This window comes from Serratia sp. OLAL2, from assembly GCF_002752475.1.
Lineage (GTDB): Bacteria > Pseudomonadota > Gammaproteobacteria > Enterobacterales > Enterobacteriaceae > Serratia > Serratia bockelmannii.
The window spans coordinates 1-26,130 of record NZ_MSTL01000003.1 but is presented as its reverse complement, the minus strand read 5'-3'; the positions used below and the strand labels follow the sequence as shown (position 1 = coordinate 26,130).

Here is a 26,130-nt window from a genome sequence, read left to right as displayed (position 1 = left end):
GCCTGCTGAGCCCCTTCAATCAGGTATCTGGAGATGGCCGAACCTCGTTTTATTCACCTGCGCGTCCACAGTGACTACTCCATGATTGATGGATTGGCCAAGACGGCGCCGCTGGTGAAAAGAGCCGCCGCGTTAGCCATGCCTGCTCTGGCAATCACTGATTTCACCAACCTGTGCGGGCTGGTGAAGTTCTACGGCAGCGCGCACGGCGCCGGGATCAAACCGATCATCGGCGCGGATTTCCATGTGCAAAGCGATGAGCTGGGCGACGAACTGGCTCAGCTGACGGTGCTGGCCAGCAACAACGAAGGCTACCAGAACCTGACGCTGCTGATTTCCCGCGCCTATCAGCGTGGCTACGGCGCCGCCGGCCCGACCATTGATCGCGACTGGCTGATTGAACATCGCGAAGGGCTGATCCTGCTTTCCGGCGCGCGTCAGGGCGACGTCGGCAAGTTCCTGCTGCGCGGTAACCAGGCGCAGGTGGATCAATGCCTGGACTTCTACCAACAGTATTTCCCGGACTGTTACTACCTGGAACTGATCCGCACCGGCCGCCCGGACGAAGAGAACTATCTGCATGCGGCGGTGGCATTGGCCACCGAGCGCGGCTTGCCGGTGGTGGCCACCAACGACGTGCGCTTCCTGGTGGAGGACGATTTTGACGCTCATGAAATTCGCGTCGCCATTCACGACGGATTTACGCTGGACGATCCCAAGCGGCCGCGCAACTACAGCCCGCAGCAATACATGCGCAGCGAAGACGAGATGTGCGAGCTGTTCGCCGACATCCCGGAAGCGCTGCTGAACAGCGTCGAGATCGCCAAGCGCTGTAACGTCACCATTCGCCTCGGCGAATACTTCCTGCCGCAGTTCCCAACCGGCGATATGAGCACCGAGGACTTCCTGGTGCTCAAATCGAAAGAGGGCCTGGAAGAGCGTCTCGAGTTCCTGTTCCCCGATCCTGAAGTGCGCGCGCAGCGCCGCCCGGAATACGACGAGCGTCTGGACGTTGAGCTGAAGGTGATCAACCAGATGGGGTTCCCCGGCTACTTCCTGATCGTGATGGAGTTTATCCAGTGGTCGAAGGACAACAACGTGCCGGTAGGCCCAGGGCGCGGCTCCGGCGCCGGTTCTCTGGTGGCCTATGCGTTGAAAATCACCGACCTCGATCCGCTGGAATTCGACCTGCTGTTCGAACGCTTCCTGAACCCGGAACGTGTTTCGATGCCCGACTTCGACGTCGACTTCTGCATGGAGAAGCGCGACCAGGTGATCGAGCACGTGGCGGAGATGTACGGCCGCGAAGCGGTATCGCAGATCATCACCTTCGGGACCATGGCGGCGAAAGCGGTTATCCGCGACGTAGGTCGGGTGCTGGGGCACCCGTACGGCTTCGTCGATCGCATCTCCAAACTGGTGCCGCCGGATCCGGGCATGACGCTGGAGAAAGCCTTCGCCGCCGAACCGCAGCTGCCGGAGATTTACGAGGCCGACGAAGAGGTCAAGGCGCTGATCGACATGGCGCGCAAGTTGGAAGGGGTAACGCGCAACGCCGGTAAACACGCCGGGGGCGTGGTGATCGCGCCGACCAAGATCACCGACTTCGCGCCGCTGTACTGCGATGCCGAAGGGCACCATCCGGTGACCCAGTTCGACAAGAACGACGTGGAATACGCCGGGCTGGTGAAATTCGACTTCCTCGGCCTGCGTACTCTGACCATCATCGACTGGGCGCTGGAAATGATCAACGCCCGGCGCGCCAAGACCGGGCTGGAACCGATCGACATCGCCGCCATTCCGCTCGACGACAAGAAAAGCTTCGACATGCTGCAGCGCTCGGAAACCACGGCGGTGTTCCAGCTTGAATCGCGCGGCATGAAAGATTTGATCAAACGCCTGAAGCCCGACTGCTTCGAAGACATGATCGCACTGGTGGCGCTGTTCCGTCCGGGGCCGCTGCAGTCGGGGATGGTGGATAACTTCATCGACCGCAAGCACGGCCGCGAAGAGATCTCCTACCCGGACATTCAGTGGCAGCACGAGTCGCTCAAGCCGGTGCTGGAACCGACCTACGGCATCATCCTGTATCAGGAACAGGTGATGCAGATTGCCCAGGTGTTGGCCGGCTACACCTTGGGTGGCGCGGACATGCTGCGTCGTGCGATGGGTAAAAAGAACCCGGTCGAAATGGCCAAGCAGCGCGGCGGCTTTGAAGACGGCGCGAAATCGCGCGGCATCGACGGTGAACTGTCGGTGAAAATCTTCGACCTGGTGGAGAAATTCGCCGGTTACGGCTTCAACAAATCGCACTCCGCCGCCTATGCGCTGGTGTCGTATCAGACGCTGTGGCTGAAGGCGCACTACCCGGCCGAGTTTATGGCGGCAGTCATGACCGCCGATATGGACAACACCGACAAAGTGGTTGGGCTGGTGGACGAATGTTGGCGCATGGGGCTGAAGATCCTGCCGCCGGACATCAACAGTGGCCTGTATCACTTCCACGTCAACGACGATGGCGAGATCGTTTATGGCATCGGCGCGATCAAGGGCGTGGGGGAAGGGCCGATCGAGGCCATTATCGAGGCGCGCAACAGCGGCGAACAAGGTTACTTCAAAGACCTGTTCGACCTGTGCGCGCGCTCTGACATCAAGAAACTGAACCGCCGCATTCTGGAAAAACTGATCATGTCCGGGGCGTTCGATCGCCTTGGGCCGCACCGCGCCGCGCTGATGAATTCGCTCGGCGACGCGTTGAAAGCGGCGGATCAGCATGCGAAAGCCGAAGCTATTGGCCAGGTGGATATGTTTGGCGTACTGGCGGAAGCGCCGGAGCAGGTGGAGCAATCCTACGCCAATATTGCGCCCTGGCCAGAGCAGGTGGTGCTGGACGGTGAGCGGGAGACGCTGGGGCTCTACCTGACTGGCCACCCGATCACCCAGTACCTGAAGGAAATCGAACGTTACGCCGGTGGCCAGCGTTTGAAAGACATGCACCCGACGGATCGGGGCAAAATGACTACCGCCGTCGGGTTGGTGGTCGCCGCGCGGGTCATGGTGACCAAGCGCGGCAACCGTATCGGCATTTGCACGCTGGATGACCGTTCGGGTCGTCTGGAAGTGATGCTATTCACCGAAGCGCTAGAAAAATACCAGCATTTGTTGGAAAAAGACCGTATCCTTATCGCCAGTGGACAGGTCAGCTTTGATGACTTTAGCGGCGGGCTTAAAATGATGGCCCGCGAGGTAATGGACATCAGTGAAGCCCGGGAAAAATACGCTCGCGGGCTTGCTATCTCGCTGACTGACAGGCAAATTGATGACCAGCTTTTGAACCGTCTCCGTCAGTCGTTGGAACCCCATCGCTCGGGGACGATTCCAGTGCATCTCTACTATCAACGGGAAGATGCACGAGCCAAGCTGCGTTTTGGCGCAACCTGGCGCGTGACGCCCACCGACCGCTTGTTGATCGATTTGCGGACGTTGGTAGGCAATGAGCAGGTGGACTTGGAATTTGACTAAAATAGGAATGCTATGAGTCTGAATTTTCTTGATTTTGAACAGCCGATTGCAGAGCTGGAAGCGAAAATTGACTCGCTGACTGCAGTCAGCCGTCAAGACGAAAAATTAGATATTAATCTGGACGAAGAGGTTCAGCGCCTGCGTGAAAAGAGCGTTGAGCTGACGCGCAAGATTTTTGCCGATCTTGGGGCTTGGCAGATTGCCCAATTGGCACGCCACCCGCGCCGTCCTTATACCCTGGATTATATCAAACATATCTTTACCGACTTCGAAGAGTTGGCGGGCGATCGCGCTTACGCTGACGACAAAGCGATCGTCGGTGGCATTGCGCGCCTGGATGGCCGCCCGGTGATGATCATCGGGCACCAGAAAGGCCGTGAAACCAAAGAGAAGATCCGCCGCAACTTCGGCATGCCGGCGCCGGAAGGTTACCGTAAGGCGCTGCGCCTGATGGAAATGGCCGCACGCTTCAAGATGCCGCTCATCACCTTTATCGATACTCCGGGCGCTTATCCGGGCGTGGGTGCGGAAGAACGCGGCCAGTCAGAAGCCATCGCGCGCAACCTGCGTGAGATGTCGCGTCTGAACATCCCGGTCATCTGCACCGTCATCGGCGAAGGTGGCTCCGGCGGCGCGCTGGCGATCGGCGTGGGCGATAAGGTGAACATGCTGCAGTACAGCACCTACTCGGTGATTTCGCCGGAAGGCTGTGCCTCCATCCTGTGGAAGAGTGCCGACAAGGCGCCGCTGGCCGCAGAAGCGATGGGCATTACCGCACCGCGTCTGAAAGAGTTGAAGCTGATCGATTCGGTGATCCCGGAGCCGCTGGGTTCCGCGCACCGCGACGTGCCGGCGATGGCTGCCGCGCTGAAAGCGCAGCTGCTGGCCGATCTGAAAGATCTGGATGGTCTGAACGACGAAGAGTTGCTCAACCGTCGCTACCAGCGTCTGATGAACTACGGCTACTGCTGAGTTCTGTTCTTCGCTGCAAGAAACCGCCTCCGGGCGGTTTTTTTTTGGCTACACACCGCCGGATTTTCGTGGTGTTATAGAGACTTGGCCGTTAACTGACAGGAGCTGCCGATGAATATCATCGCCATCATGGGCCCGACGGGCGTCTACTACAAAGATGAGCCGATCCGCGAGCTCCACGCGGCGCTGGCCACCATGGGATTCCAACTGGTGTACCCCAAAAACAGCGGTGACCTGCTGAAGCTGATCGAAGCCAATGCCCGCATCTGTGGGGTGATCTTCGACTGGGACGACTACAGCCTGGAGCTGTGCAGCGAGATCAACGAGCTGAACGAATACCTACCGCTGTACGCCTTTATCAATACCCACTCCACCTTCGACGTCAGCCTGCATGAAATGCGCATGGTGCTCTATTTCTTCGAGTATGGCCTGAATGCGGCGGACGATATCGCGCAGCGCATCCAGCAGTACACCGCAGAATATATTGATACCATTACGCCGCCGCTGACCAAGGCGCTGTTCAACTACGTGCGCGAAGGGAAGTACACCTTCTGCACGCCGGGCCACATGGCCGGTACCGCGTTCCAAAAAAGCCCGGTGGGCTGCCTGTTCTATGACTTTTTCGGCGCCAATACCCTGAAGGCCGACATTTCGATTTCGGTCACCGAGCTCGGCTCGCTGTTGGATCACACCGGGCCGCACCTCGAGGCCGAAGAGTATATTGCGCGTACTTTCAACGCCGAGCAGAGCTATTTGGTTACCAACGGCACCTCCACCGCCAACAAGATCGTCGGCATGTATTCGGCGCCGGCGGGCAGCACGGTGCTGATCGACCGCAACTGCCACAAATCGCTGTGCCACTTGCTGATGATGAGCGATATCGTTCCGATCTATCTGCGCCCGCTGCGCAACGCCTACGGCATCCTTGGCGGCATTCCGCAGCGCGAGTTCACCCGCGCCAGCATCGCCGCTCGGGTGCAGGAGACCCCGAACGCCACCTGGCCGGTGCATGCGGTGATCACCAATTCCACCTATGACGGCTTGCTGTATAACACCGACTACATCAAGCAGACGCTGGCAGTGCCGTCGATCCACTTCGACTCCGCCTGGGTGCCTTACACCAACTTCCATCCGATTTACGACGGCAAGAGCGGCATGAGCGGCGATCGGGTGCCCGGAAAGGTCATCTACGAAACCCAGTCTACACATAAACTGCTGGCGGCCTTCTCTCAGGCCTCGATGATTCATATCAAGGGCGACTACGACGAGAGCACCTTCAATGAAGCCTACATGATGCACACCACCACCTCGCCGCACTATGGCATTGTGGCATCGATGGAGACCGCCGCCGCCATGCTGCGCGGCAACCCGGGGCGCCGCTTGATCAATCGATCGGTGGAGCGCGCGCTGCATTTTCGCCGTGAAGTGCAGCGGCTGCGCGAGGAGAGCGACAGTTGGTTCTTTGACATTTGGCAGCCGGAGGAGATCGATGAGGCGCAGTGTTGGCCATTGGATCCTGACGATAACTGGCACGGCTTCGGCCAGACCGATCGCGATCATATGTACCTCGATCCGATCAAGGTGACGATCCTGACGCCGGGCATGAACGAGCTGGGTGCGCTGGAGGAAGAGGGGATCCCGGCGGCGCTGGTGGCGAAGTATCTCGACGAGCGCGGCATCGTGGTGGAGAAGACCGGGCCGTACAACCTGCTGTTCCTGTTCAGTATCGGCATCGACAAAACCAAGGCGATGAGCCTGTTGCGCGGCCTGACTGATTTCAAGCGCGCCTACGATCTCAACCTGCGGGTGAAGAATATGCTGCCGGATCTGTACGCCGAGGATCCGGATTTTTATCGCCATATGCGTATCCAGGATCTGGCTGCCGGCATTCATCGGCTGATCCGCCAACACGATCTGCCGCGCCTGATGCAGCGGGCGTTCGACGTGCTGCCTGAAATGAAGCTGACGCCGCACCAGATGTTCCAGGAGCAGGTGCGCGGCAATGTGGAAACCTGCGAGCTGGATCAGTTGGTGGGCAAGGTGGCGGCCAATATGATCCTGCCTTATCCGCCGGGCGTGCCGCTGGTGATGCCGGGAGAAATGATCACCGAAGAGAGCCGGGCGGTGCTCGATTTCCTGCTGATGCTGTGCTCTATCGGTGAGCGCTATCCCGGTTTTGAAACCGACATCCACGGCGCCAAACTGACGGAGGACGGGCGCTATCTGGTGAAGGTGTTGAAAGCGCCAGCATAATCGTTTAGGCGAATTCTCGGCAGATCAGGTTCACGCTGTCGAGCGGCAGCGGTTCCTGTGTCAGGCCGCAAAACGGTTGGCCATTGCGCTGCTGGTGATAGCGGCAGCGGTGGCATTCGCCGAACAGCGCCGCATTTTCCTGCCGCTGCAGTTGGCGCAGCAGCTGGGTTAACAGCGCCTGCAACTGTTCGCCGTCCTGCTGCATGGCGTCTTGCGCCTGCTGCAGATAGGCAGGAGGAAACAGAGTCTCCATTAAACTTCGCGATTTTTCTGTCAGCCGCAGCCGCACGCTGCGGCGATCCTTTGCGTCCGCCGTGCGGGCGATCATGCCGTTCAGCTCCAGCTTTTTCAGCGATTGGGACACCGTTCCCTTGGTCAGGCCAAGGTATTCCGCCACGGCCATCGGCGTGTTGGAGTAATGATTACAGCGTGCCAGATAGTAGAGCGCGCTCAGCTGCACCGGCGGCAGGCTTTCCAATTCTTCGTGGCTGCGCAGCCAGCTGCGTTGCAGGCTATTCAGGCGTTCAAGCAGATCAAACAGTTTTAGCATCGTATCCTCATCAGGCTGCGTAAATAGTATCGATTAAAAACTATATTGACAAGTCATTGGTGCTGGCATACTGTTCACATTGTTTCGATTCGAAACAATATGGGTAAGTAAACGTGCCCGAAACCGTCAATACCAAGGAGAATGAGGATGACTAAGGCCGTGTTTTATCATGCCGGCTGCCCGGTATGCGTGAGTGCCGAACAGCAGCTGTTGGGACTGTTGAGCGATAACGTGCAGGTGGAAGTGGTGCACCTGGGGGAACGCCCAACGCGCGTGGCGGAAGCTGAGCGCCTCGGCGTGCAGAGTGTACCGGCGCTGGTGGTCGATGGGCAGGTGCTGCACATCAACTTCGGCGCGGCGTTGGCGGATCTGAAGGCCTGAGACGCCGTGTGCTGAATCATGCCCCGCGGCAATCCGCGGGGTTTTTGCCGTTGACGTCATCGCCGCCGCCGGATACCGTGCCCCATCAGAATGAACAGGAGAGGGTTTCTATGCTGGGATTACGTCAGGTGCATCACATTGCGATCATTGGCGCGAACTACGCTGCCAGTAAGCATTTCTATTGCGATATTCTCGGTTTTACCCTGCTGAGTGAAGTTTACCGCGAGGAGCGCGACTCCTGGAAAGCGGATCTCGCGCTCAACGGACAATACACTATCGAACTGTTTTCTTTCCCTTCGCCGCCGGCCCGCGTCAGCCGCCCGGAGGCCTGCGGCCTGCGCCATCTGGCGTTCAGCGTTGACGACATCGATCGGGCCATCGCCCATCTGCAGGCGGCCGGCGTTGCCTGCGAACCGGTGCGCGTCGATCCCTACACCCAATCCCGCTTTACCTTTTTCAGCGATCCTGATGGTTTACCGTTAGAATTATACGAGAGTTAACGGCTTAATCGCCTCCCGGCGGCCACAGCCGGGGGCGGTTATGCTATGATCGCGCCCTTGCCCTACATGCCTACAGAGTTATTTCCGCCATGCAAGAGCCTGCTTTTCGCGTCGGGGAGTGGCTGGTTACCCCTGCCGACAACACCATCAGCCGAGACGGCCGCCAGAAAACGCTGGAACCGCGCCTGATCGACATGCTGTGCTATTTCGCCCGGCACCCCGATGTGGTGCTGAGCCGCGACGAGCTGATCGACAACGTCTGGAAGCGCAATATCGTCACCAACCACGTGGTGACCCAATGTATTTCAGAGCTGCGCAAATACCTGAAAGACGGCGACAGCGACAGCCCGGAATACATTATCACCGTGCCCAAGCGTGGGTATAAGCTGGCGACGTCGGTGATATGGTGTGAAGAGGGCGAGACGCAACCTGCTCCCGCACAGGCGCCGCAGATCGCGGTGATCATGCATGAGCCGGAAGACGGCAGCGATGACGACGACGAGACGCCGTACGTGCCGCCGAGCCGGCCCCGAACGCCGGTCGCCGCGCCTGGCGAAAAGAAGCCGCGCTTTTATCTCCGCTCGACGTTCTGGGTGTGGCTGGCGTTTCTGGCGGCGCTCAGCGTCTGCGTGGCGTTTGTCGGCATCGCCACGCTGTCGCAGCGCGTGCCGGTTTCGACCATGCCGGTGCTGCTCAACCCGCGCGATATCGATATCCGCATCCAGGGCGGCGAGAGCTGCAGCAACTGGATGCCGCAGCTCTCTTATGTGGTGGGCGTCAGCGAGCTGATCACCGATTCGCTCAACACCTACTCGACCTTCCTGGTGCACGACCAAACCAATTACAACTATTCCGGCCCCAGCAACTCGGGCAAGTCGCTGTATATCGAGTTCGTCAATCAGCGCCACTACCGCGCCCAGCAGTGTTTCCTGTCCGTGCGGCTGGTGGATAACGCCGACAGCTCAATCATGTTGGACAAGCGTTACTTCATTACCGCCGATAACCAGCTGAAGATCCAAAGCGATTTCCTCGCCAGCCTGTCCACGGCGCTGAAGCAGCCCTGGCCGCCGCAGTTGGAGCAGCGTCTGGCGCAGCTGCTGCCCGACAACGGGCCGCTGCTGCAGCGCTTCTACCAGGCACATCAATTGTTGATCCACGGTGATGCCGATTCGTTGACTCGCGCCAGCGCTCAGCTGAGCGAGCTGATTAAAAGCGCGCCGAATTTCCACTACCTGCTGGCGGAAAAGGCGCTGGTGGATGTGCTACGCAATTCTTACCAACCGTTCGACAGCCAGGCCTTGGCACAATTGCGCGCCGATATCAGCCATCTGACGACGATCCCCGAATTGAAAAACACGCCGATCATGCAGCAAGTTCTGGCGGTCGATGCGTTGGCGCAGGGGCGCATTGACGAGGCGCACCGGGCGATCGATCTGGGGATTGAGTTGCAAATGTCGTGGCTGAATTATGTGTTGCTGGGCAAAGTGTATGAAATGCAGGGGCAGAATCATTTGGCGGCGGATTCTTATATTACCGCGTTCAATTTGCGCCCCGGTGAGGATACCTTGCATTGGATCACCAATGGCGTATTCCAGACGTCATTGACCAACGTGGTGCCTTATTTAAATAACTACCAGCACCAATAATTAATCGATACTACGCCGCCATTATTCTCCGGGAATGCTGTCGGCGTTATTTATTGGTGAAGACATGTTGCGCCATTGTGTTATTTTGCTGCGTAATATTGTTCCTTTTCTGTCGTTTGTTATTCATTATTAACCTGGGCATCATTCTGTTTTTAAACGATGTTTATCTTTTCTTTAGCAAACCTTTTTATCTTGATGTGTTAATCAAAAACCTCAGGTTATCATTTGTATGATCATGAGCGTAATCTCACTTTATCTTTAGGACTTTATTCCCCCCGATGGTTAGCATCCTGACTATCAAGCCGGCTCATTAAAATCTTTTATTTATGGGTGTGGCTTATAAGAAACGTAAATCAGGAGAAACTGACCATGGCTTCACCCAAGAAAATAGGGCTTATTGCCTGCACCGGCGTCGTCGCCGGCAATATGATGGGGAGCGGGATTGCCTTATTGCCCGCCAACCTGGCGAGTCTCGGATCCATCGCCATTTGGGGGTGGGTGATCTCGATTATCGGGGCGATGTCGCTGGCCTATGTGTATGCCCGTCTCGCCACCAAAAACCCGCAGCAGGGCGGCCCTATCGCCTACGCCGGTGAAATTTCCCCGGCCTTCGGTTTCCAGACCGGCGTGCTTTATTACCATGCCAACTGGATCGGTAACCTGGCCATCGGCATTACCGCCGTTTCTTATCTCTCCACCTTCTTCCCGGCGCTGAACAACCCGATACCTGCCGGTATCGCCTGTATCGCCATCGTGTGGGTCTTCACCTTCGTCAACATGCTGGGCGGAACCTGGGTCAGCCGTTTGACTACCCTGGGCCTGGTATTGGTGCTGATCCCGGTGATCGTGACCGCCACCCTCGGCTGGCACTGGTTTGACGCCGCCACCTACCAGGCTAACTGGAATACCTCCGGCACCACCGACAGCCATGCGGTCATCAAAAGTATTCTGCTGTGTCTGTGGGCGTTCATCGGCGTGGAATCCGCAGCGGTCAGCACCGGCATGGTGAAAAACCCGAAACGTACCGTGCCGCTGGCGACCATGCTCGGCACCGGCCTGGCGGGCATCATCTACATCGCCGCCACCCAGGTGATCAGCGGCATGTTCCCGGCGTCTGAAATGGCCGCCAGCGGCGCGCCGTTCGCCATCAGCGCCTCGGCGATTATGGGCAACTGGGCCGCACCGATGGTTTCCGCCTTCACCGCCTTCGCCTGCCTGACCTCACTCGGTTCGTGGATGATGCTGGTCGGCCAGGCCGGGGTGCGCGCCGCCAATGACGGCAACTTCCCGAAAGTGTACGGCGAGCTGGATAAAAACGGCATTCCGAAAAAAGGCCTGCTGCTGGCCGGCTGCAAAATGACCGCGCTGATGGTGCTGATCACCCTGATGAGCTCCGCAGGCGGCAAGGCTTCCGACCTGTTCGGCGAGCTGACCGGCATCGCGGTGCTGCTGACCATGCTGCCTTACTTCTATTCCTGCGTAGATCTGATCCGCTTCGAAGGGGTCAATGTGCGCAACCTGCTGAGCCTGATCGCTTCGGTGTGCGGCTGCGGCTTCTGCTTCATCGCGCTGATGGGCGCCAACTCATTCGAACTGTCCGGCACCTTTATCATCAGCCTGATTATCCTGATGTTCTACGCCCGGAAAATGAATACCCGCCAGGCTGCCAACGCAGCGGCGGTCGATGAAAACACCACGGCCAAAGCGCACTGATTCGCGTCCGCTGACCGACTGAATTTACCCAGCCCCTTTCTTTCCGACCTGTCAGCCGCGACGGGAAGGGGCTTGCTTTGCCAGGAGAAATGCATATGAACGTTATCGCCATCATGAATCACATGGGTGTCTACTTCAAAGAAGAGCCTATCCGTGAACTGCATCAGGCGCTGGAAAGTCTGGATTTCCGCATCGTTTACCCTAACGATCGCGAAGACCTGCTGAAACTGATCGAGAACAACGCCCGCCTGTGCGGGGTGATCTTCGACTGGGACAAATACAACCTGGAGCTGTGCGAAGAGATCAGTCAGCTGAACGAGTACATGCCGCTGTACGCGTTCGCCAACACCTATTCCACGCTGGACGTCAGCCTGAACGATCTGCGCATGCAGGTGCGCTTCTTCGAATATGCGCTCGGCGCGGCAACCGACATCGCCGCCAAGATCAAACAGAACACCGACGAGTATATCGACACCATCCTGCCGCCGTTGACCAAGGCGCTGTTTAAATACGTGCGCGAAGGCAAATACACTTTCTGTACGCCGGGCCACATGGGCGGCACCGCGTTCCAGAAGAGCCCGGTGGGCAGCCTGTTCTACGATTTCTTCGGCCCGAACACCATGAAGTCGGATATTTCGATTTCGGTGTCCGAACTGGGGTCGCTGCTGGATCACTCCGGCCCGCACAAAGAGGCGGAGGAGTACATTTCCCGCGTGTTCAACGCCGAACGCAGCTACATGGTCACCAACGGCACCTCCACCGCCAACAAGATCGTCGGCATGTATTCGGCACCGGCGGGCAGCACGGTGCTGATTGACCGTAACTGCCACAAGTCGCTGACTCACCTGATGATGATGAGCGACATCACGCCGATCTACTTCCGCCCGACCCGCAACGCCTACGGCATCCTCGGCGGCATTCCGCAGAGCGAGTTCCAGCGCGCCACCATCGCCAAGCGCGTGAAGGAGACCCCGAACGCCACCTGGCCGGTGCACGCGGTGATCACCAACTCCACCTATGACGGGCTGTTGTACAACACCGACTTTATCAAGAACACCCTGGACGTGAAGTCGATCCACTTCGATTCCGCCTGGGTGCCTTACACCAACTTCCACCCGATCTATAAAGGCAAGTGCGGCATGAGCGGCGGCCGCGTGGAGGGCAAGGTGATCTACGAAACCCAGTCCACCCACAAACTGCTGGCGGCCTTCTCGCAGGCTTCGATGATTCATGTGAAGGGCGATATCAACGAAGAAACCTTCAACGAAGCCTACATGATGCACACCACCACTTCGCCGCACTACGGCATCGTGGCGTCGACCGAAACCGCCGCGGCGATGATGAAAGGCAACGCCGGCAAGCGCCTGATCAACGGCTCTATCGAGCGCGCGATCAAGTTCCGCAAAGAGATCAAACGCCTGAAAGTCGAATCCGACGGCTGGTTCTTCGACGTCTGGCAGCCGGAGCATATCGATGAGCCGGAATGCTGGCCGCTGCGCTCCGACAGCGCCTGGCACGGTTTCAAGAACATCGACAACGAACACATGTATCTGGACCCGATCAAGGTCACCATTCTGACGCCGGGGATGAGCAAGGAAGGCGAGATGCAGCCGTTCGGTATCCCGGCCAGCATCGTGGCGAAATACCTCGACGAACGCGGCATCATCGTCGAGAAAACCGGGCCGTACAACCTGCTGTTCCTGTTCAGCATTGGCATCGACAAAACCAAGGCGCTCAGCCTGCTGCGCGCGATGACCGACTTCAAACGCTCGTTCGATCTGAACCTGCGGGTGAAAAACATGCTGCCTTCGCTGTATCACGAAGCGCCTGATTTCTATGAAAACATGCGCATTCAGGATCTGGCGCAGAACATTCACCGCTTAGTGGAGCAGCACAACCTGCCGGACCTGATGTACCGCGCGTTCGAAGTGCTGCCAACCATGGTGATGAATCCGTACCAGGCGTTCCAGAAAGAGCTGCACGGCGAAGTGGAAGAGGTCTATCTGGAAGAGATGGTCGGCAAGGTCAACGCCAATATGATCCTCCCATACCCACCGGGCGTGCCGCTGGTGATGCCGGGCGAAATGCTGACCGAAGAGAGCCGGCCGGTGCTGGAGTTCCTGCAGATGCTGTGCGAAATCGGCGCGCATTATCCGGGCTTTGAAACCGACATTCACGGCGCCTATCGTCAGGCGGACGGACGTTATCGGGTGAAAGTGCTGAAGGCGAAATAACCGCAGCCAATAAGAGGGGAGGCGCTCGCGCTTCCCCTTTGCCGTTCACCGACTGATGGGAGACCACCATGAAAACACCCTCACAGCCGCGCGCAATCTACTATGTCGTAGCGATACAAATTTGGGAATATTTCAGCTTTTACGGCATGCGTGCGTTACTGATCCTCTATCTGACCCACCAACTCGGCTATACCGACAGCCACGCCATCGATCTCTACAGCGCTTACGCTTCGTTAGTTTACGTCACTCCTATTCTTGGCGGCTGGTTCGCCGACCGCCTGCTGGGCAATCGCGTCGCGGTGATCGCCGGCGCGGCCCTGATGACCCTGGGGCATATCGTGCTTGGCCTGAGCGCGGTCTCCGCCCAGTCGCTCTATCTGGCGCTGGCCATCATCATCTGCGGCTACGGCCTGTTCAAATCCAATATCAGCTGCCTGCTGGGCGAGCTGTATCCGGCGCAGGACTCGCGCCGCGAAGGGGGCTTCTCGCTGCTGTACGCCGCCGGCAACGTCGGATCTATTCTGGCGCCGATCGCCTGCGGGTTGGCGGCCGAACGCTATGGTTGGCACGTCGGCTTTGCGTTGGCCGGGATCGGCATGTTCGCCGGTCTGGTGATTTTTCTGCTGGGCGGACGCCATTTCCGCCACACGCGCGGCGTGAATGCACCGCTGATGCGCGCCAGGAGTCTGGGCTTGCCGCACTGGGGATGGCTGCTGGCGGCGCTGCTGGCGTCGCCGCTGTTCTTCACGCTGCTGTTTGAACGTGGCTGGGCCGGCTATTTGCTCGGGTTGGTGTGCGTGGCGGCGGTGGTGCTGGTGGCGCGCATTATGCTGCGCGCGGACGCCGGCCAGCGCAGGGGGCTGTGGCAGATCGTTGTGCTGATGCTGCTAGGCACGCTGTTCTGGGCCTTTGCCCAGCAGGGCGGCAGCTCCATCAGCCTGTTTATCGATCATTTCGTTGACCGGCGCTGGTTCGGCTGGACGGTGCCGACCGCCTTGTTCCAGTCGGTTAACGCCTGTGCGGTGATGCTGGGCGGCGTGGCGCTGGCCTGGCTGGCGAGTGGCGATGGCGACCGCACGCTGCGCATCTGGTGCAAGTTCGCCTTCGGTCTGCTGTTGATCGGCGTCGGCTTTACGCTGATGGCGCTCAATACGCGGCTGCACGGGCCGGGATCGATGGGGCTGATGATCGCCGGTTTGGCGGTGATGGGCTTTGCCGAACTGTTTATCGATCCGGTGGCGATGGCGCAGATCACCCGGCTGAATATCCCCGGCGCCACCGGCGTGTTGACCGGCATCTATATGTTGGCGACCGGTTCGATCGCCAACTATCTGGCGGGCATCATCGCCAATCAGACCGCCGAAGATCACATAGAGGGGGCGGCGATGCAGGCGTATGGCCGCATTTTCGCCCAGATCGGCTGGGGAGCGGCCGGATGTGCGCTGGCGGTGATCGCGGTGCTGGGCGGCTGGTGGCTGCTGACGCGACGCCAGGCCCGGACGGTTAATGCTTGATTGATGGCGGTAGGCGGGGTTAACGTGCAGCTATGTAGAAGTGACAAAGCCTACCGATGGATACTGATCAATTAACGACGCAGGTGGCGGACCAGCTGGGCGCGCAGCAGCGGCTGCTGGTGGCGTTCAGCGGCGGCCTGGATTCCAGCGTGCTGCTGCATCTGCTGGCGGCGTTGCGCCGCCAACGTCCGGCGCTGCAGCTGCGTGCGCTGCACGTGCATCATGGCCTGAGCGCCTTTGCCGACCGTTGGGTTGAGCATTGCCGCAGCCGGTGTGCCGACTGGCAGATCCCGTTGACGGTGACGCATGTGCAGGTGGACGCCCGCCAGGGCGGCATCGAAGCGGCGGCGCGTGCGGCGCGCTATGCCGCTTTCAGCGCCGCCCTCACGGAGGGCGAAGCGCTGCTCACCGCCCAACACCTCGACGATCAAAGCGAAACCTTCCTGCTGGCGCTCAAGCGCGGCAGCGGGCCGGCGGGGCTGTCGGCGATGGCGGCGCGCGCGACGCTGGGCGAGCACCTGCTGTTGCGGCCGCTGTTGGGCTGTTCGCGTCAGACGCTGGAAAGCTACGCGCAACGCCACGCCTTAACCTGGATAGATGACGACAGCAATCAGGACACGCGCTTCGATCGCAATTTCCTGCGGTTGCAGGTGTTGCCGCAGCTCAACCAGCGCTGGCCGCACTTCGCCTCGGCGGTAGCGCGCAGCGCCGGCCTGTGCGCCGAGCAGGAGCAACTGCTGGACGAACTGTTGGCAGAACAGCTGCAAAGCCTGTTGGCGGCGGATCGCTCATTGGCGATTGACGGCCTGACCGACTGTTCGCCGGTGCGGCGCTTCGCCTTGCTGCGGCGCTGGATCGCATTGTTTAACGTCACCATGCCGGCGCGTGAGCAGCTTCAGCGTCTGTGGGATGAGGTGGCGCTCAGCCGGGAAGATGCCGAACCGCAGCTGCAGCTCGGCGCCTATCAGATCCGCCGTTTCCGCGGCCGATTGCACCTGTTGCCGCCGCTGGCGGCGCTGCGCGATGTGCATCTGCCCTGGCAGCCTGACCAGCCGCTGACGTTGCCGGACGGGCTGGGGCAGTTGGTTGCCGGTGAGGGCGATCTGGCGCTGCGTGCACCGCAGCCATCGCAGCAGATTAGCATTCGTTTCGGCGGCTTACAGGGCGCGGTGCGCATCGTGGGGCGCGTCCATTCGCGGCCGATAAAAAAACTGTGGCAGGAGCTGGGTATTCCTCCCTGGCAGCGTGAACGCATCCCGTTGATTTATTATGATGAGCAGCTGATCGCCGCGCTGGGCGTATTCGTCTGTGAGGCGGGGCAGGTGCCGGAAGGCGAACGCCCGTGGCGGCTGCGCTGGGAAAAAAATCATAATCGTGAGGAGCAATGATGAAGTTTGTGGAAATCGCGCTGTTGGCTGCCGGCCTGTTCAGCCTGCCGGCGTTGGCGGCGGGAGATGCGGCGGCCGGCCAGGCCAAAGCCGCCGCCTGTGCGGCCTGCCACGGCGCGCAGGGCAAGGTGACGGTGCCGATGTACCCGAATCTGGCCGGGCAGAATGCCATGTACCTGCAGCACGCATTGCAGGCGTACAAGAAAGGGGAACGCAACGGCGGCCAGGCCGAGGTGATGAAGGCCTACGTGTCGGGGCTGTCGGATGACGATATCGCCGATCTGGCGGCCTATTACGCCAGCCTGAAGCCCTAAATGACGAGGGCAGCCGTTGGGCTGCCCTGTTGGGATGGGGTTACCGCTGCTCAGTCCGACAGGCTGACGACCACGGTACCGATTTCCGGATGACTGAAACTGCTGATATGGTCCAGACGCAGGTCGCGCTGCTGGCCGTTCTGTTCGATGGTCAGATACTCAACGCGTTTCTTTTGCAGCAGGTCGATCGCCTTGGCCTCGATCACTTCTCCGTCGCGTAACTCCAGCTTCAGAATAAGTTTATGCTGACAGGCGAGTTCCAGGTTGTCGTAGTCATCGCAATTGATGGGTTGGTACTCATCATTCATCAACATAGTCGCTCACCAATAAGTTAGCGGCGGCAAAGGCCGCCTGTTCCCTAACGGAGGACGGTAGCGCATGGTTCGCTGCGACATCGTCCAATGCCTTTAACGCACAAGCCAGCGCATCAGGCACGTAGCCAAGATCTCCACTGCCAATCTCGGCGTAAGTACGGCGTACTAACTCACAGTATTGTTGCACAGTTTCCTCCCTTAAGAACCTCTGCATCATCAAGACTACTATCGCGATGAGGCGCAGGCTCTCGGAGTTTTATCCTATCCTAGACGACTATAGCACAGCTGTTATGGAGTTATCAGCACCCCGGCACGCCTTTCGCACTGCCGCAGCCTGGCCGCGCTGGCGGGGTTTGGCCCTGATCAAGTACACTGTCGCCGGATAATAACGAGGTCACCCATGGCGCTGAAAGCAACCATTTATAAAGCCGCGGTCAATATTGCTGATATGGATCGTCACTTCTACCACGACGCCACGCTGACGCTGGCGCAACACCCGTCCGAAAATGAGCAGCGCATGATGCTGCGCCTGTTGGCCTGGATCTGTCATGCCGACGAGCGGTTGGTGTTCACCAAAGGGCTGAGCGCCGACGACGAGCCGGAGATCTGGCAGCGCAACGACCACAACGGGCTGGAAATGTGGATCGAGATGGGATTACCCGACGAAAAACGCATCCGCAAGGCCTGCAACCAGTCGCCGCGCGTGGTGTTGTACGCCTACGGCGAGCGCGCTGCGCACGTGTGGTGGCAGGGAATGCAGGGTAAGGTGGCCGGCTACAAGAACCTGAGCGTGCGTTTCCTTGACGACGAGCAGTTGGCGCGCCTGACGGCATTGGCCAGCCGCACCATGACGCTGCAGGCAACGCTGCAGGAGGGAACTATTTGGCTGTCCGATGCTCAGAATAGTCTGGAAATCCAGTTTGCCGAGTGGCAGCAGGCACAGGTGTAACCGGTGCTGGAACTGTCAAGAAACGTAGCCATACCGGATAATGAACTGGAATTGACGGCGATCCGCGCGCAGGGCGCGGGCGGCCAGCACGTGAACAAAACCTCAACGGCGATCCATTTGCGCTTTGACATCCGGGCATCCAGCCTGCCAGAGTATTATAAGGAAAGGCTGCTGGCGCTGAATCATCATCTCATTACCGCTGATGGCGTAGTGATTATCAAGGCGCAAGAGTATCGCAGTCAGGAATTGAATCGCGAAGCGGCGTTGGCCAGGTTGGTCGCGCTGATTCAGCAGGCGATGGTGGTGGAAAAAACGCGCAAGGCGACCAAGCCGACGAAAGGGGCGAAACTGCGTCGCCTGGAAGGCAAGACGCGTAAAGGCGCCACCAAGGCGCTGCGTGGCAAGGTTCGCACTTAGGAATACATGAACACAGTAGGAGAATAACTGTGAAGAAAATTACGGTAGCCCTGTTCTTGGCGGCAGGCGCACTCTCGTTGTTGGGATGCAACAATCATTATCAGCCGAAGGAACAACCGCTGCAGGCGATGCCGCAGAGTTATCAAGGATTGTTGCCTTGCGCCGATTGCGGCGGGCTGGATACGGCGCTGTTCCTGGATGAGGACGGCACCTTTGTTCTGCAGGAAACCTATCGCGGCACCAAAGACGGCGATCAGACCTTTGCCGACTACGGCAAATGGGCGCGCACTGCGGATAAGCTGGTGCTGACCGACAGCACCGGTGAAAAACGCTACTTCCGCCCGGTGGGCAAGAGCCTGGAGATGCTGGATCGCAGCGGCGCGCCGATCGCCTCCAAGCTGAATTACCGCCTGGAGCCAATTGAAAAACCGTTGCCTAAAACCCCTATGGTGATGAAAGGCAGTTACACCTATATGGCGGATGCGGCAGTCTTCAAGGACTGCGCTACCGGCATCACGTTCCCGGTGGATAACAACATCGCGCTGGAGCAAGGTTACGCCAAAGCCAACAAAAATGCCGGCGAGCCGGTGTTCCTGACCTTCAATGCGCACTTCAGCGTGCAGCCATCGATGGAAGAAGGGCAGATAGAGAAGGCGGTGGTACCGGACGGCAAAATCGCGTTCGATCGCAGCAAGAACTGCAGCAGCAAGTAAGCGTTTTCGGATATAAAAAAACCCGCCTAGGCGGGTTTTTTATTTTCTGGCGTTCGTCGCTCAGCGTTTGATCTGGCCCAGCAGGAAATCAACGATTTCGCCGGTTTTGATCATTTGCTTCTCGCCGACGCGGCGGTTCTTGTACTCGATCTCTTCGTTGTCGAGGTTACGGTCACCGATAACGATAGAGTGCGGCACGCCGATCAGTTCCATGTCCGCGAACATCACGCCCGGACGCTCTTTGCGGTCATCGAGGATCACGTCGATGCCGAGGGAGCGCAGGGTGTTGTACAGCTCTTCGGCGAGCGCCTGCACGCGGAACGACTTGTGCATGTTCATCGGCAGAATAGCGACCTGGAACGGCGCGATGGCGTCCGGCCAGATGATGCCGCGTTCGTCGTGGTTTTGCTCAATGGCGGCTGCCACGACGCGCGTGACCCCGATGCCGTAGCAACCCATGGTCAGCACCTGGTTGCGGCCGTCTTCACCCTGTACGGTCGCTTTCATCGCTTCCGAATACTTGGTGCCGAGCTGGAAGATATGGCCCACTTCGATGCCGCGTTTGATCAGCAGCGTGCCCTGACCGTCCGGGCTGGCGTCACCTTCCACCACGTTACGGATGTCGGCCACCTGCGGCAGCGGCAGATCGCGCTCCCAGTTGATGCCGAAGTAGTGTTTGCCGTCAACGTTGGCGCCGGCGCCAAAGTCGCTCATCGCCGCTACGCTGCGGTCGGCTACCACTGGCATCGGTAGGTTGACCGGGCCGAGTGAACCCGGGCCAGCGCCGACGATGGCGCGGATCTCTTCTTCGGTGGCGAAGGTCAGCGGCGCGGCAACCTGCGCCAGCTTCTCGGCCTTGATTTCGTTCAGCTCGTGATCGCCGCGCACCAGCAGGGCGACCAGTTTATGGCCGCTCTCTTCAGTGGCGCGTACCATCAGCGTCTTCACGGTTTTTTCCACTGGCAGCGCGAATTGCTCGACCAGCTCGGCGATGGTTTTTGCGTTCGGGGTATCTACCAGGCGCAGCGCTTCGCTGGCCGCCGCGCGCGGAGCCGCCGGCGCGACCGCTTCCGCCAGCTCGATGTTGGCGGCGAAGTCGGAACCGGTGGAGAACACGATATCGTCTTCACCGCTGTCTGCCAGCACCTGGAATTCGTGCGACGCACTGCCGCCGATCGAGCCGGTATCGGCCTGCACCGGGCGGAAATCCAGGCCCATGCGGCTGAAGATTTTGCTGTACGCTTCGTACATCGCGTCGTAAGTCTCCTGCAGAGACTCCTGCGAGGTATGGAAGGAGTAGGCATCCTTCATCAGGAACTCACGGGAACGCATCACGCCGAAACGTGGGCGCACTTCATCACGGAACTTGGTCTGGATCTGGAAGAAGTTCAGCGGCAGCTGCTTGTACGAGCTGATCTCGTTGCGGATCAGATCGGTAATCACTTCTTCATGCGTCGGGCCCAGCACGAAAGGACGGTCACCGCGGTCGACGAAGCGCAGCAGCTCGGGGCCGTATTGCTCCCAACGGCCGCTTTCCTGCCACAGGTCGGCAGGCTGAACCACCGGCATGGACACTTCGATCGCATTAGCATTGTTCATTTCTTCGCGAACGATGTTTTCAACCTTCTTCAGAACGCGCAGGCCGGTCGGCAGCCAGGTGTAAAGACCGGAGGCCAGCTTGCGGATCATCCCGGCGCGCAGCATCAGCTGGTGGCTGATCACTTCGGCGTCGGCAGGTGTCTCCTTCAGAGTGGAGAGCAGATATTGGCTAGTACGCATGGTGTTTTGGTTCCGTTAGAACTGCAAATTGCATCGGGCTGCCAGAGTGGCGGCCAAAAAGTGATTTAGTTTACCAGCGCGAGCGGGTCGCCAAAAGAGAGGCGGCGGAATTTTAACGCGGGTCGAGCGACAGCACTTCGGTGTGGCCGTCTACGACGCGCCAGCGCACGTTGAAATCCAGCAGCCAGACGGCGTAATCCCGTTCGACGTCCTCTCCTTTACGATAGGCGGGACGGGGGTCCTGTGCCAGCACCTGGCTGATAAAACGCCTTAATTGCGGGTAGCGCGCCTGATGTTGCTGCAGCTGCTGTTCCGCCTGCGGCGCGAAACGCACCGGCATATCGCCGGCGGGCGCGGCCTGGGCAAAGCCGGCGCGGGCCTGCGGTTGGCTCTCGGCGAACGGCAGATAAGGCTTGATGTCCACCACCGGGGTACCGTCGACCAGATCGAGGCTGCCCAGTTCCAGCGCCACTTCCCCGTTTTTCACCCGTACGCCTTTGAGCTCAATGAGCGACATGCCGAGCGGGTTGGGGCGGAAGGTGGAGCGGGTGGCGAACACGCCCATGCGGGCATTGCCGCCTAAACGCGGTGGGCGTACCGTCGGGCGCCAGCCGCCTTCCATGGTTTGATGGAAAATGAACATCACCCACAGATGGCTGAAATCGCTGAGACCGCGAACCGCTTCCGCCTGGTTGTAGGGCGGTAGCAACAGCAGTTCGCCGCCACCGTCTTCGACCAGCCCAGGTTGGCGGGGCACGGCGAATTTCTCTTTATACGGCGAGCGGATCACGCCGATCTGCTCGAAAACGAATTCGGTCATTTGGACGAGACGTTAAGCGCCGAGCCCTGGCAGACGGCCTGCTGATAACAACCGGCGACGCCGCTGACAATCTGGCAGTCGTGCAGCAGCACGGCGTTGGCCTTCATGTAAGACGCGCGGATTTGCATGCGTTTACGGGCGGTAGCCAGATTCGGTGGGGAGTCTTGTACGGTGGTTTGGCACGATTCGCCGGACACTTCACCCAGATCGCGGAACGGTTTACCCACGAGTTCTTCTGCACTTTTATACAGTTTTACCGGAGCGGGGCGGGCGGCCGGCGTGGTCTTGGCCGGGGCGGTCGTGGTCGGCTTGCTGGTGCTGTTTGTTGAGGATGGCGCGATACGTTGCGATGAACATCCGGCCAGCGCGAGCGCTAACAAACAGAGAGGTAAAACACGCATTGAGATTCCTCTGCCTTAATGAAAGTGGCGCTATTGAAGCAATCTATGGCGGAAATAACAAGACGGGCCTTGGCCCGTCTTGCAATTATAGGAATAAAATTGGTGAATAAGCGCTTACCAGCCTTTCACCGCACCGCCGTTGAAGATTTTGTTGGCGGCGGCGTCAACTTCGTCAGACTGATAGGCCTGCACGAATTTCTTCACGTTTTCCGCATCTTTGTTATCTTCGCGCGCAACCAGCAGGTTGACGTAAGGCGAGTCTTTATCTTCCACGAACAGACCGTCTTTCGCCGGCGTCAGGCCGATCTGGCTGGCGTAGGTGGTATTGATCACCGCCAGCGCGATCTGCTGATCGTCCAGAGAACGTGGCAGCTGAGGCGCTTCCAGCTCAACCAGCTTCAGGTTTTTCGGATTCTCGGTCACGTCCAGCACGGTCGGCAGCAGGCCAACGCCGTCTTTCAGTTTGATCAGGCCGACTTTCTGCAGCAGCAGCAGCGAGCGGCCCAGGTTGGTCGGATCGTTCGGCAGTGCGATCTGAGAACCCTCTTTCAGTTCGTCCAGCGATTTGATTTTCTTGGAGTAACCGGCGATCGGGTAAACAAAGGTGCTGCCGACCGGCACCAGTTTGTAGCCGCGATCTTTGATCTGCTGATCCAGATAAGGCTTGTGCTGGAAGGCGTTCAGGTCGATATCGCCTTTGCTCAGCGCTTCGTTTGGCAGCACGTAATCGTTGAAGGTGACCAGCTCGACGTCCAGACCGTATTTCTCTTTCGCCACTTTCTGCGCCACTTCAGCCACTTGCTGCTCTGCGCCGACGATCACGCCGACCTTGATGTGGTTTGGATTCTTTTCATCCTGGCCACAGCCCGCCAGAGCCAGAGTGCCGATCAGTGCGCCAATTGTCGCGATGGATTTAAATGTTAACGACATATCCCTTCCTCATTAGACTCGCATTAATATGCTGTGAAACTATTTATGGGTAACGGCTTTGACGATGCGATCGCCGCAGAATTGGATCAGATAAACCAAAACTACCAGTAATACTAATACGGTATTCATAACTGTGGCGTTATAACCGATATAACCGTATTGGTAACCGATTTGGCCCAGACCGCCGGCACCGACCGCGCCGCCCATGGCGGAGTAACCCACCAGGGTGATCAGGGTGATGGTCGCGGCGTTGACCAGGCCCGGTAGGGCTTCCGGCAGCAACACTTTCTTAATGATCTGCATCGGCGTGGCGCCCATGGCGCGCGCCGCTTCCACCAGACCGGACGGGATCTCCAGCAGGGCGTTTTCCACCATGCGCGCGATGAACGGCGCGGCGCCCACGGTCAACGGCACGATGGCCGCCTGAAGACCGATCGAGGTACCGACGATCATGCGGGTAAAAGGAATCATCCAAACCAACAGGATAATGAACGGGATGGAACGGAAGATGTTCACCAGCCCGGACAGGATCTTATACAGCGAATTGTTGGCGATGATCTGCCCCGGGCGGGTCACATACAGCAGCACGCCTACCGGCAGGCCGAGCACGAAACCGAAGAAGCCGGAGACAAAGGTCATCATGACGGTTTCCCACACGCCACGCGCCATCAACCACATCATTGCCTCAGACATAACCCAGAACCTCTACTTTTACCTGATTTTCTTGCAGGAACTTAATCGTCGCCAGCGCGTCTTCGTCGCTGCCGTGCAGCTCCGCCAGCATCACGCCGAATTTCACGCCGCCGGCATAATCCATCTGGGCGCTGATAATGTTGTTGTTCACGTTGAAGCGGCGAGCGGCTTCAGACAGCAGCGGCGCATCGACCGACTGGCCGGTGAATTCCAGGCGCAGCAGCGGCTGACGGTCGCCCTGGCGCTCCGGCGACAGGCGCGCGGCGTAGTCGTCCGGAATATCCAGATGCAGCGTGGACTGAATGAACTGTTGGGCCAGCGGGGTTTTCGGGTGTGAGAACACTTCGCTGACGCTGTCTTTTTCGATCAGCTGCCCCTGGCTGATGACCGCGACCTGGTCGCAGATGCGTTTCACCACGTCCATTTCATGGGTGATGAGCAGAATGGTCAGGCCCAGACGGCGGTTGATGTCTTTCAGCAGTTCCAGGATGGAACGGGTGGTGGCCGGATCCAGCGCGCTGGTGGCCTCGTCGCACAGCAGCACTTTAGGGTTGCTGGCCAGCGCGCGCGCGATCGCCACACGCTGTTTCTGGCCGCCAGACAGGTTGGCCGGGTAGGCGTCGTGCTTGTCCGCCAGGCCGACCAGCTCCAGCAGTTCGGTCACACGCTTTTTGATCTCGGTGCGCGGCGTATTGTCCAGTTCCAGCGGCAGCGCCACGTTGCCGAACACCGTGCGGGACGAAAGCAGGTTGAAGTGCTGGAAGATCATGCCGATTTGGCGGCGCGCGCGCGTCAGTTCGCTTTCCGACAGCGAAGTCAGATCCTGACCATCGACCAGCACCTGGCCGGACGTTGGGCGCTCCAGCATGTTGGCGCAGCGAATCAGCGTGCTTTTACCGGCGCCGGAGGAACCGATGACGCCATAGATTTGCCCTGCAGGGACGTGAAGGGTCACGTCAGAGAGCGCGGTAATGGTGCGCGAACCCTGCTGGAACACTTTAGTGATGTTAGAAAGTTTAATCATATTCTTCTTATTTTAGCGTGGTTGCCCGTGGCTAGATAAAAGTAAACCTCGGCGTGGAACCAAGGTATGGATCAGATGTTAAGGCGTCTAGACGTCTAAGTCAACGGCCAGCGACGTTCTCCGGCGTTCTCAGTGCGGGGTAAAACATGCGATACTGTCAGCGTATTCAGCCCCTCAGGAGCAAAGCGGTGACACAAAGCGTTCCAGCAATTTTTCTCGATCGTGACGGTACGATTAATGTTGACCATGGTTATGTCCATGAAATCGACAATTTCCACTTTATTGACGGCGTGATTGACGCCTGTCGCGAACTTAAAAAGATGGGCTTCGCGTTGGTGATGGTGACCAACCAGTCCGGCATTGCGCGCGGCAAGTTCAGCGAAGACCAGTTTATGTACCTGACCGAGTGGATGGACTGGTCGCTGGCCGATCGCGATGTCGACTTCGACGGCATCTATTTCTGCCCGCATCATCCGGAGGCGGCAGTAGAGGAGTATCGTCAGGTGTGCGACTGCCGTAAACCGCAGCCGGGCATGCTGTTGCAAGCACAGCAGGAATTGAACATCGATATGGCCGCTTCTTATATGGTGGGGGATAAACCGGAAGACATGCAGGCGGCGATCGCGGCCGGCGTCGGCACCAAGGTGCTGGTGCGTACCGGCAAGCCGGTGACGGAGCAGGGCGAAAAGCTGGCCGATTGGGTGCTAAATAGCCTGGCGGACCTGCCTGCAGCCATCAAAAAGCGGGTTTAATAGGCGTTACGAATGAATAGTGAGCGGTCAGATAAAAAATGCATATTAACGCTTGTCATTCTGAACCAGCTCCCTATAATGCGCCTCCATCGACACGGAACATGTGAACAACTTCACAGAGTATCCGGGGGTCGCAGAGAAAAAATCCTGAAAATTAGGGTTGACTCTGAAAGAGGAAAGCGTAATATACGCCACCTCGAGTTAGCAAGCGAAAGCGCCTAACTCACTGCTCTTTAACAATTTATCAGACAATCTGTGTGGGCACTCCACAAGACGATATCCAGCATCTTCGGATGCAAAAAAATATCAAGTCTTGAAGAGTGACTAACTGAAGTAAAATTCATGCAGTAA

The 26,130-nt window shown here is 58.7% G+C and carries 24 protein-coding genes; 15 read left to right on the top strand and 9 right to left on the bottom strand.

Annotated elements, in window-relative coordinates; translation table 11 throughout:
- Window positions 1–33 precede the first annotated feature (33 nt).
- From dnaE to BVU99_RS03675, 3 genes are all read left to right on the top strand, one after another.
- Entirely contained in the window at window positions 34–3,522 is a 3,489-nt protein-coding gene (dnaE, locus tag BVU99_RS03685) for a DNA polymerase III subunit alpha (protein WP_025304027.1), read from the top strand.
- Window positions 3,523–3,534: 12 nt separating this feature from the next.
- Window positions 3,535–4,494 (top strand): acetyl-CoA carboxylase carboxyl transferase subunit alpha, encoded by a 960-nt coding sequence (accA, locus tag BVU99_RS03680; RefSeq protein WP_019455765.1) that lies wholly within the window; start codon window positions 3,535–3,537, stop codon window positions 4,492–4,494.
- Window positions 4,495–4,605: 111 nt separating this feature from the next.
- Window positions 4,606–6,747 carry a lysine decarboxylase LdcC gene (locus tag BVU99_RS03675; protein WP_025304026.1) on the top strand — a complete coding sequence of 714 codons (2,142 nt, stop codon included), beginning with the start codon at window positions 4,606–4,608 and terminating at the stop codon, window positions 6,745–6,747.
- Between the two features lie 4 nt (window positions 6,748–6,751).
- On the opposite strand, the gene BVU99_RS03670 is transcribed toward BVU99_RS03675, so the two are convergent.
- The gene (locus BVU99_RS03670) at window positions 6,752–7,297 is read right to left on the bottom strand and encodes a MarR family winged helix-turn-helix transcriptional regulator (RefSeq protein WP_025304025.1); all 546 of its coding nucleotides are present in this window, start codon (window positions 7,295–7,297) and stop codon (window positions 6,752–6,754) included.
- Between the two features lie 147 nt (window positions 7,298–7,444).
- Between BVU99_RS03670 and BVU99_RS03665 the strand changes: the two genes are divergently transcribed.
- The 8 genes from BVU99_RS03665 to BVU99_RS03630 all read left to right on the top strand — a co-directional run bounded on the left by BVU99_RS03665 (window position 7,445) and on the right by BVU99_RS03630 (window position 16,987).
- Window positions 7,445–7,678 (top strand): glutaredoxin domain-containing protein, encoded by a 234-nt coding sequence (locus BVU99_RS03665; RefSeq protein WP_025304024.1) that lies wholly within the window; start codon window positions 7,445–7,447, stop codon window positions 7,676–7,678.
- Between the two features lie 110 nt (window positions 7,679–7,788).
- A complete protein-coding gene (locus BVU99_RS03660) occupies window positions 7,789–8,178 on the top strand; it encodes a VOC family protein (protein ID WP_025304023.1) in 390 nt (129 codons plus the stop codon).
- 89 nt (window positions 8,179–8,267) lie between these two features.
- The gene (gene cadC, locus BVU99_RS03655) at window positions 8,268–9,824 is read left to right on the top strand and encodes a lysine decarboxylation/transport transcriptional activator CadC (RefSeq protein WP_089181232.1); all 1,557 of its coding nucleotides are present in this window, start codon (window positions 8,268–8,270) and stop codon (window positions 9,822–9,824) included.
- Between the two features lie 369 nt (window positions 9,825–10,193).
- Window positions 10,194–11,537 carry a cadaverine/lysine antiporter gene (gene cadB, locus BVU99_RS03650; RefSeq protein ID WP_025304021.1) on the top strand — a complete coding sequence of 448 codons (1,344 nt, stop codon included), beginning with the start codon at window positions 10,194–10,196 and terminating at the stop codon, window positions 11,535–11,537.
- 95 nt (window positions 11,538–11,632) lie between these two features.
- Window positions 11,633–13,771 carry a lysine decarboxylase CadA gene (cadA, locus tag BVU99_RS03645; protein ID WP_043139919.1) on the top strand — a complete coding sequence of 713 codons (2,139 nt, stop codon included), beginning with the start codon at window positions 11,633–11,635 and terminating at the stop codon, window positions 13,769–13,771.
- 68 nt (window positions 13,772–13,839) lie between these two features.
- Entirely contained in the window at window positions 13,840–15,285 is a 1,446-nt protein-coding gene (dtpD, locus tag BVU99_RS03640) for a dipeptide permease DtpD (RefSeq protein WP_099817543.1), read from the top strand.
- Between the two features lie 56 nt (window positions 15,286–15,341).
- Window positions 15,342–16,673, top strand: a complete 1,332-nt coding sequence (gene tilS, locus BVU99_RS03635; protein ID WP_099817542.1) for a tRNA lysidine(34) synthetase TilS — start codon at window positions 15,342–15,344, stop codon at window positions 16,671–16,673.
- Complete coding sequence (locus BVU99_RS03630; protein ID WP_025304017.1) at window positions 16,673–16,987, top strand: c-type cytochrome; 315 nt, start codon at window positions 16,673–16,675, stop codon at window positions 16,985–16,987. Before tilS ends, BVU99_RS03630 begins: the two co-directional genes overlap by 1 nt.
- A gap of 50 nt (window positions 16,988–17,037) precedes the next feature.
- Here BVU99_RS03630 and rof read toward each other — a convergent pair whose 3' ends face one another.
- Both rof and BVU99_RS03620 read right to left on the bottom strand, forming a co-directional pair.
- The gene (rof, locus tag BVU99_RS03625) at window positions 17,038–17,301 is read right to left on the bottom strand and encodes a Rho-binding antiterminator (protein ID WP_004931991.1); all 264 of its coding nucleotides are present in this window, start codon (window positions 17,299–17,301) and stop codon (window positions 17,038–17,040) included.
- The gene (locus tag BVU99_RS03620; RefSeq protein ID WP_033652508.1) at window positions 17,288–17,488 is read right to left on the bottom strand and encodes a YaeP family protein; all 201 of its coding nucleotides are present in this window, start codon (window positions 17,486–17,488) and stop codon (window positions 17,288–17,290) included. Before BVU99_RS03620 ends, rof begins: the two co-directional genes overlap by 14 nt.
- 213 nt (window positions 17,489–17,701) lie before the next feature.
- On the opposite strand from BVU99_RS03620, the gene BVU99_RS03615 reads away from it, so the two are divergent.
- From BVU99_RS03615 to nlpE, 3 genes are read left to right on the top strand one after another with little or no spacing between them, the layout of a single operon-like run.
- On the top strand, window positions 17,702–18,250 hold the full coding sequence (locus BVU99_RS03615) for a YaeQ family protein (RefSeq protein ID WP_025304016.1): 549 nt from the start codon (window positions 17,702–17,704) through the stop codon (window positions 18,248–18,250).
- A gap of 3 nt (window positions 18,251–18,253) precedes the next feature.
- Window positions 18,254–18,667: an alternative ribosome rescue aminoacyl-tRNA hydrolase ArfB gene (gene arfB / locus BVU99_RS03610; protein ID WP_004931997.1), complete on the top strand. Its 414-nt coding sequence runs from the start codon at window positions 18,254–18,256 to the stop codon at window positions 18,665–18,667.
- Window positions 18,668–18,696: 29 nt separating this feature from the next.
- Entirely contained in the window at window positions 18,697–19,380 is a 684-nt protein-coding gene (gene nlpE, locus BVU99_RS03605) for an envelope stress response activation lipoprotein NlpE (RefSeq protein ID WP_016929868.1), read from the top strand.
- A gap of 60 nt (window positions 19,381–19,440) precedes the next feature.
- Here nlpE and proS read toward each other — a convergent pair whose 3' ends face one another.
- The 6 genes from proS to metN form a co-directional block, all read right to left on the bottom strand.
- The gene (gene proS, locus BVU99_RS03600) at window positions 19,441–21,159 is read right to left on the bottom strand and encodes a proline--tRNA ligase (RefSeq protein WP_099817541.1); all 1,719 of its coding nucleotides are present in this window, start codon (window positions 21,157–21,159) and stop codon (window positions 19,441–19,443) included.
- A gap of 112 nt (window positions 21,160–21,271) precedes the next feature.
- Window positions 21,272–21,979, bottom strand: a complete 708-nt coding sequence (gene tsaA, locus BVU99_RS03595) for a tRNA (N6-threonylcarbamoyladenosine(37)-N6)-methyltransferase TrmO (protein ID WP_033644898.1) — start codon at window positions 21,977–21,979, stop codon at window positions 21,272–21,274.
- A complete protein-coding gene (rcsF, locus tag BVU99_RS03590; protein ID WP_025304011.1) occupies window positions 21,976–22,380 on the bottom strand; it encodes an Rcs stress response system protein RcsF in 405 nt (134 codons plus the stop codon). The genes tsaA and rcsF overlap by 4 nt, the downstream gene beginning before the upstream one ends.
- Window positions 22,381–22,494: 114 nt before the next feature.
- The gene (locus BVU99_RS03585; RefSeq protein ID WP_025304010.1) at window positions 22,495–23,310 is read right to left on the bottom strand and encodes a MetQ/NlpA family lipoprotein; all 816 of its coding nucleotides are present in this window, start codon (window positions 23,308–23,310) and stop codon (window positions 22,495–22,497) included.
- 39 nt (window positions 23,311–23,349) lie between these two features.
- On the bottom strand, window positions 23,350–24,003 hold the full coding sequence (locus tag BVU99_RS03580) for a methionine ABC transporter permease MetI (RefSeq protein WP_004932010.1): 654 nt from the start codon (window positions 24,001–24,003) through the stop codon (window positions 23,350–23,352).
- Complete coding sequence (gene metN, locus BVU99_RS03575; protein WP_049203287.1) at window positions 23,996–25,027, bottom strand: methionine ABC transporter ATP-binding protein MetN; 1,032 nt, start codon at window positions 25,025–25,027, stop codon at window positions 23,996–23,998. Before metN ends, BVU99_RS03580 begins: the two co-directional genes overlap by 8 nt.
- Window positions 25,028–25,215: 188 nt before the next feature.
- Here metN and gmhB point away from each other — a divergent pair, with 188 nt between their 5' ends.
- Window positions 25,216–25,779, top strand: coding sequence for a D-glycero-beta-D-manno-heptose 1,7-bisphosphate 7-phosphatase (gene gmhB / locus BVU99_RS03570; protein ID WP_025304009.1), 564 nt, complete (start codon window positions 25,216–25,218; stop codon window positions 25,777–25,779).
- Window positions 25,780–26,130 lie beyond the last annotated feature (351 nt).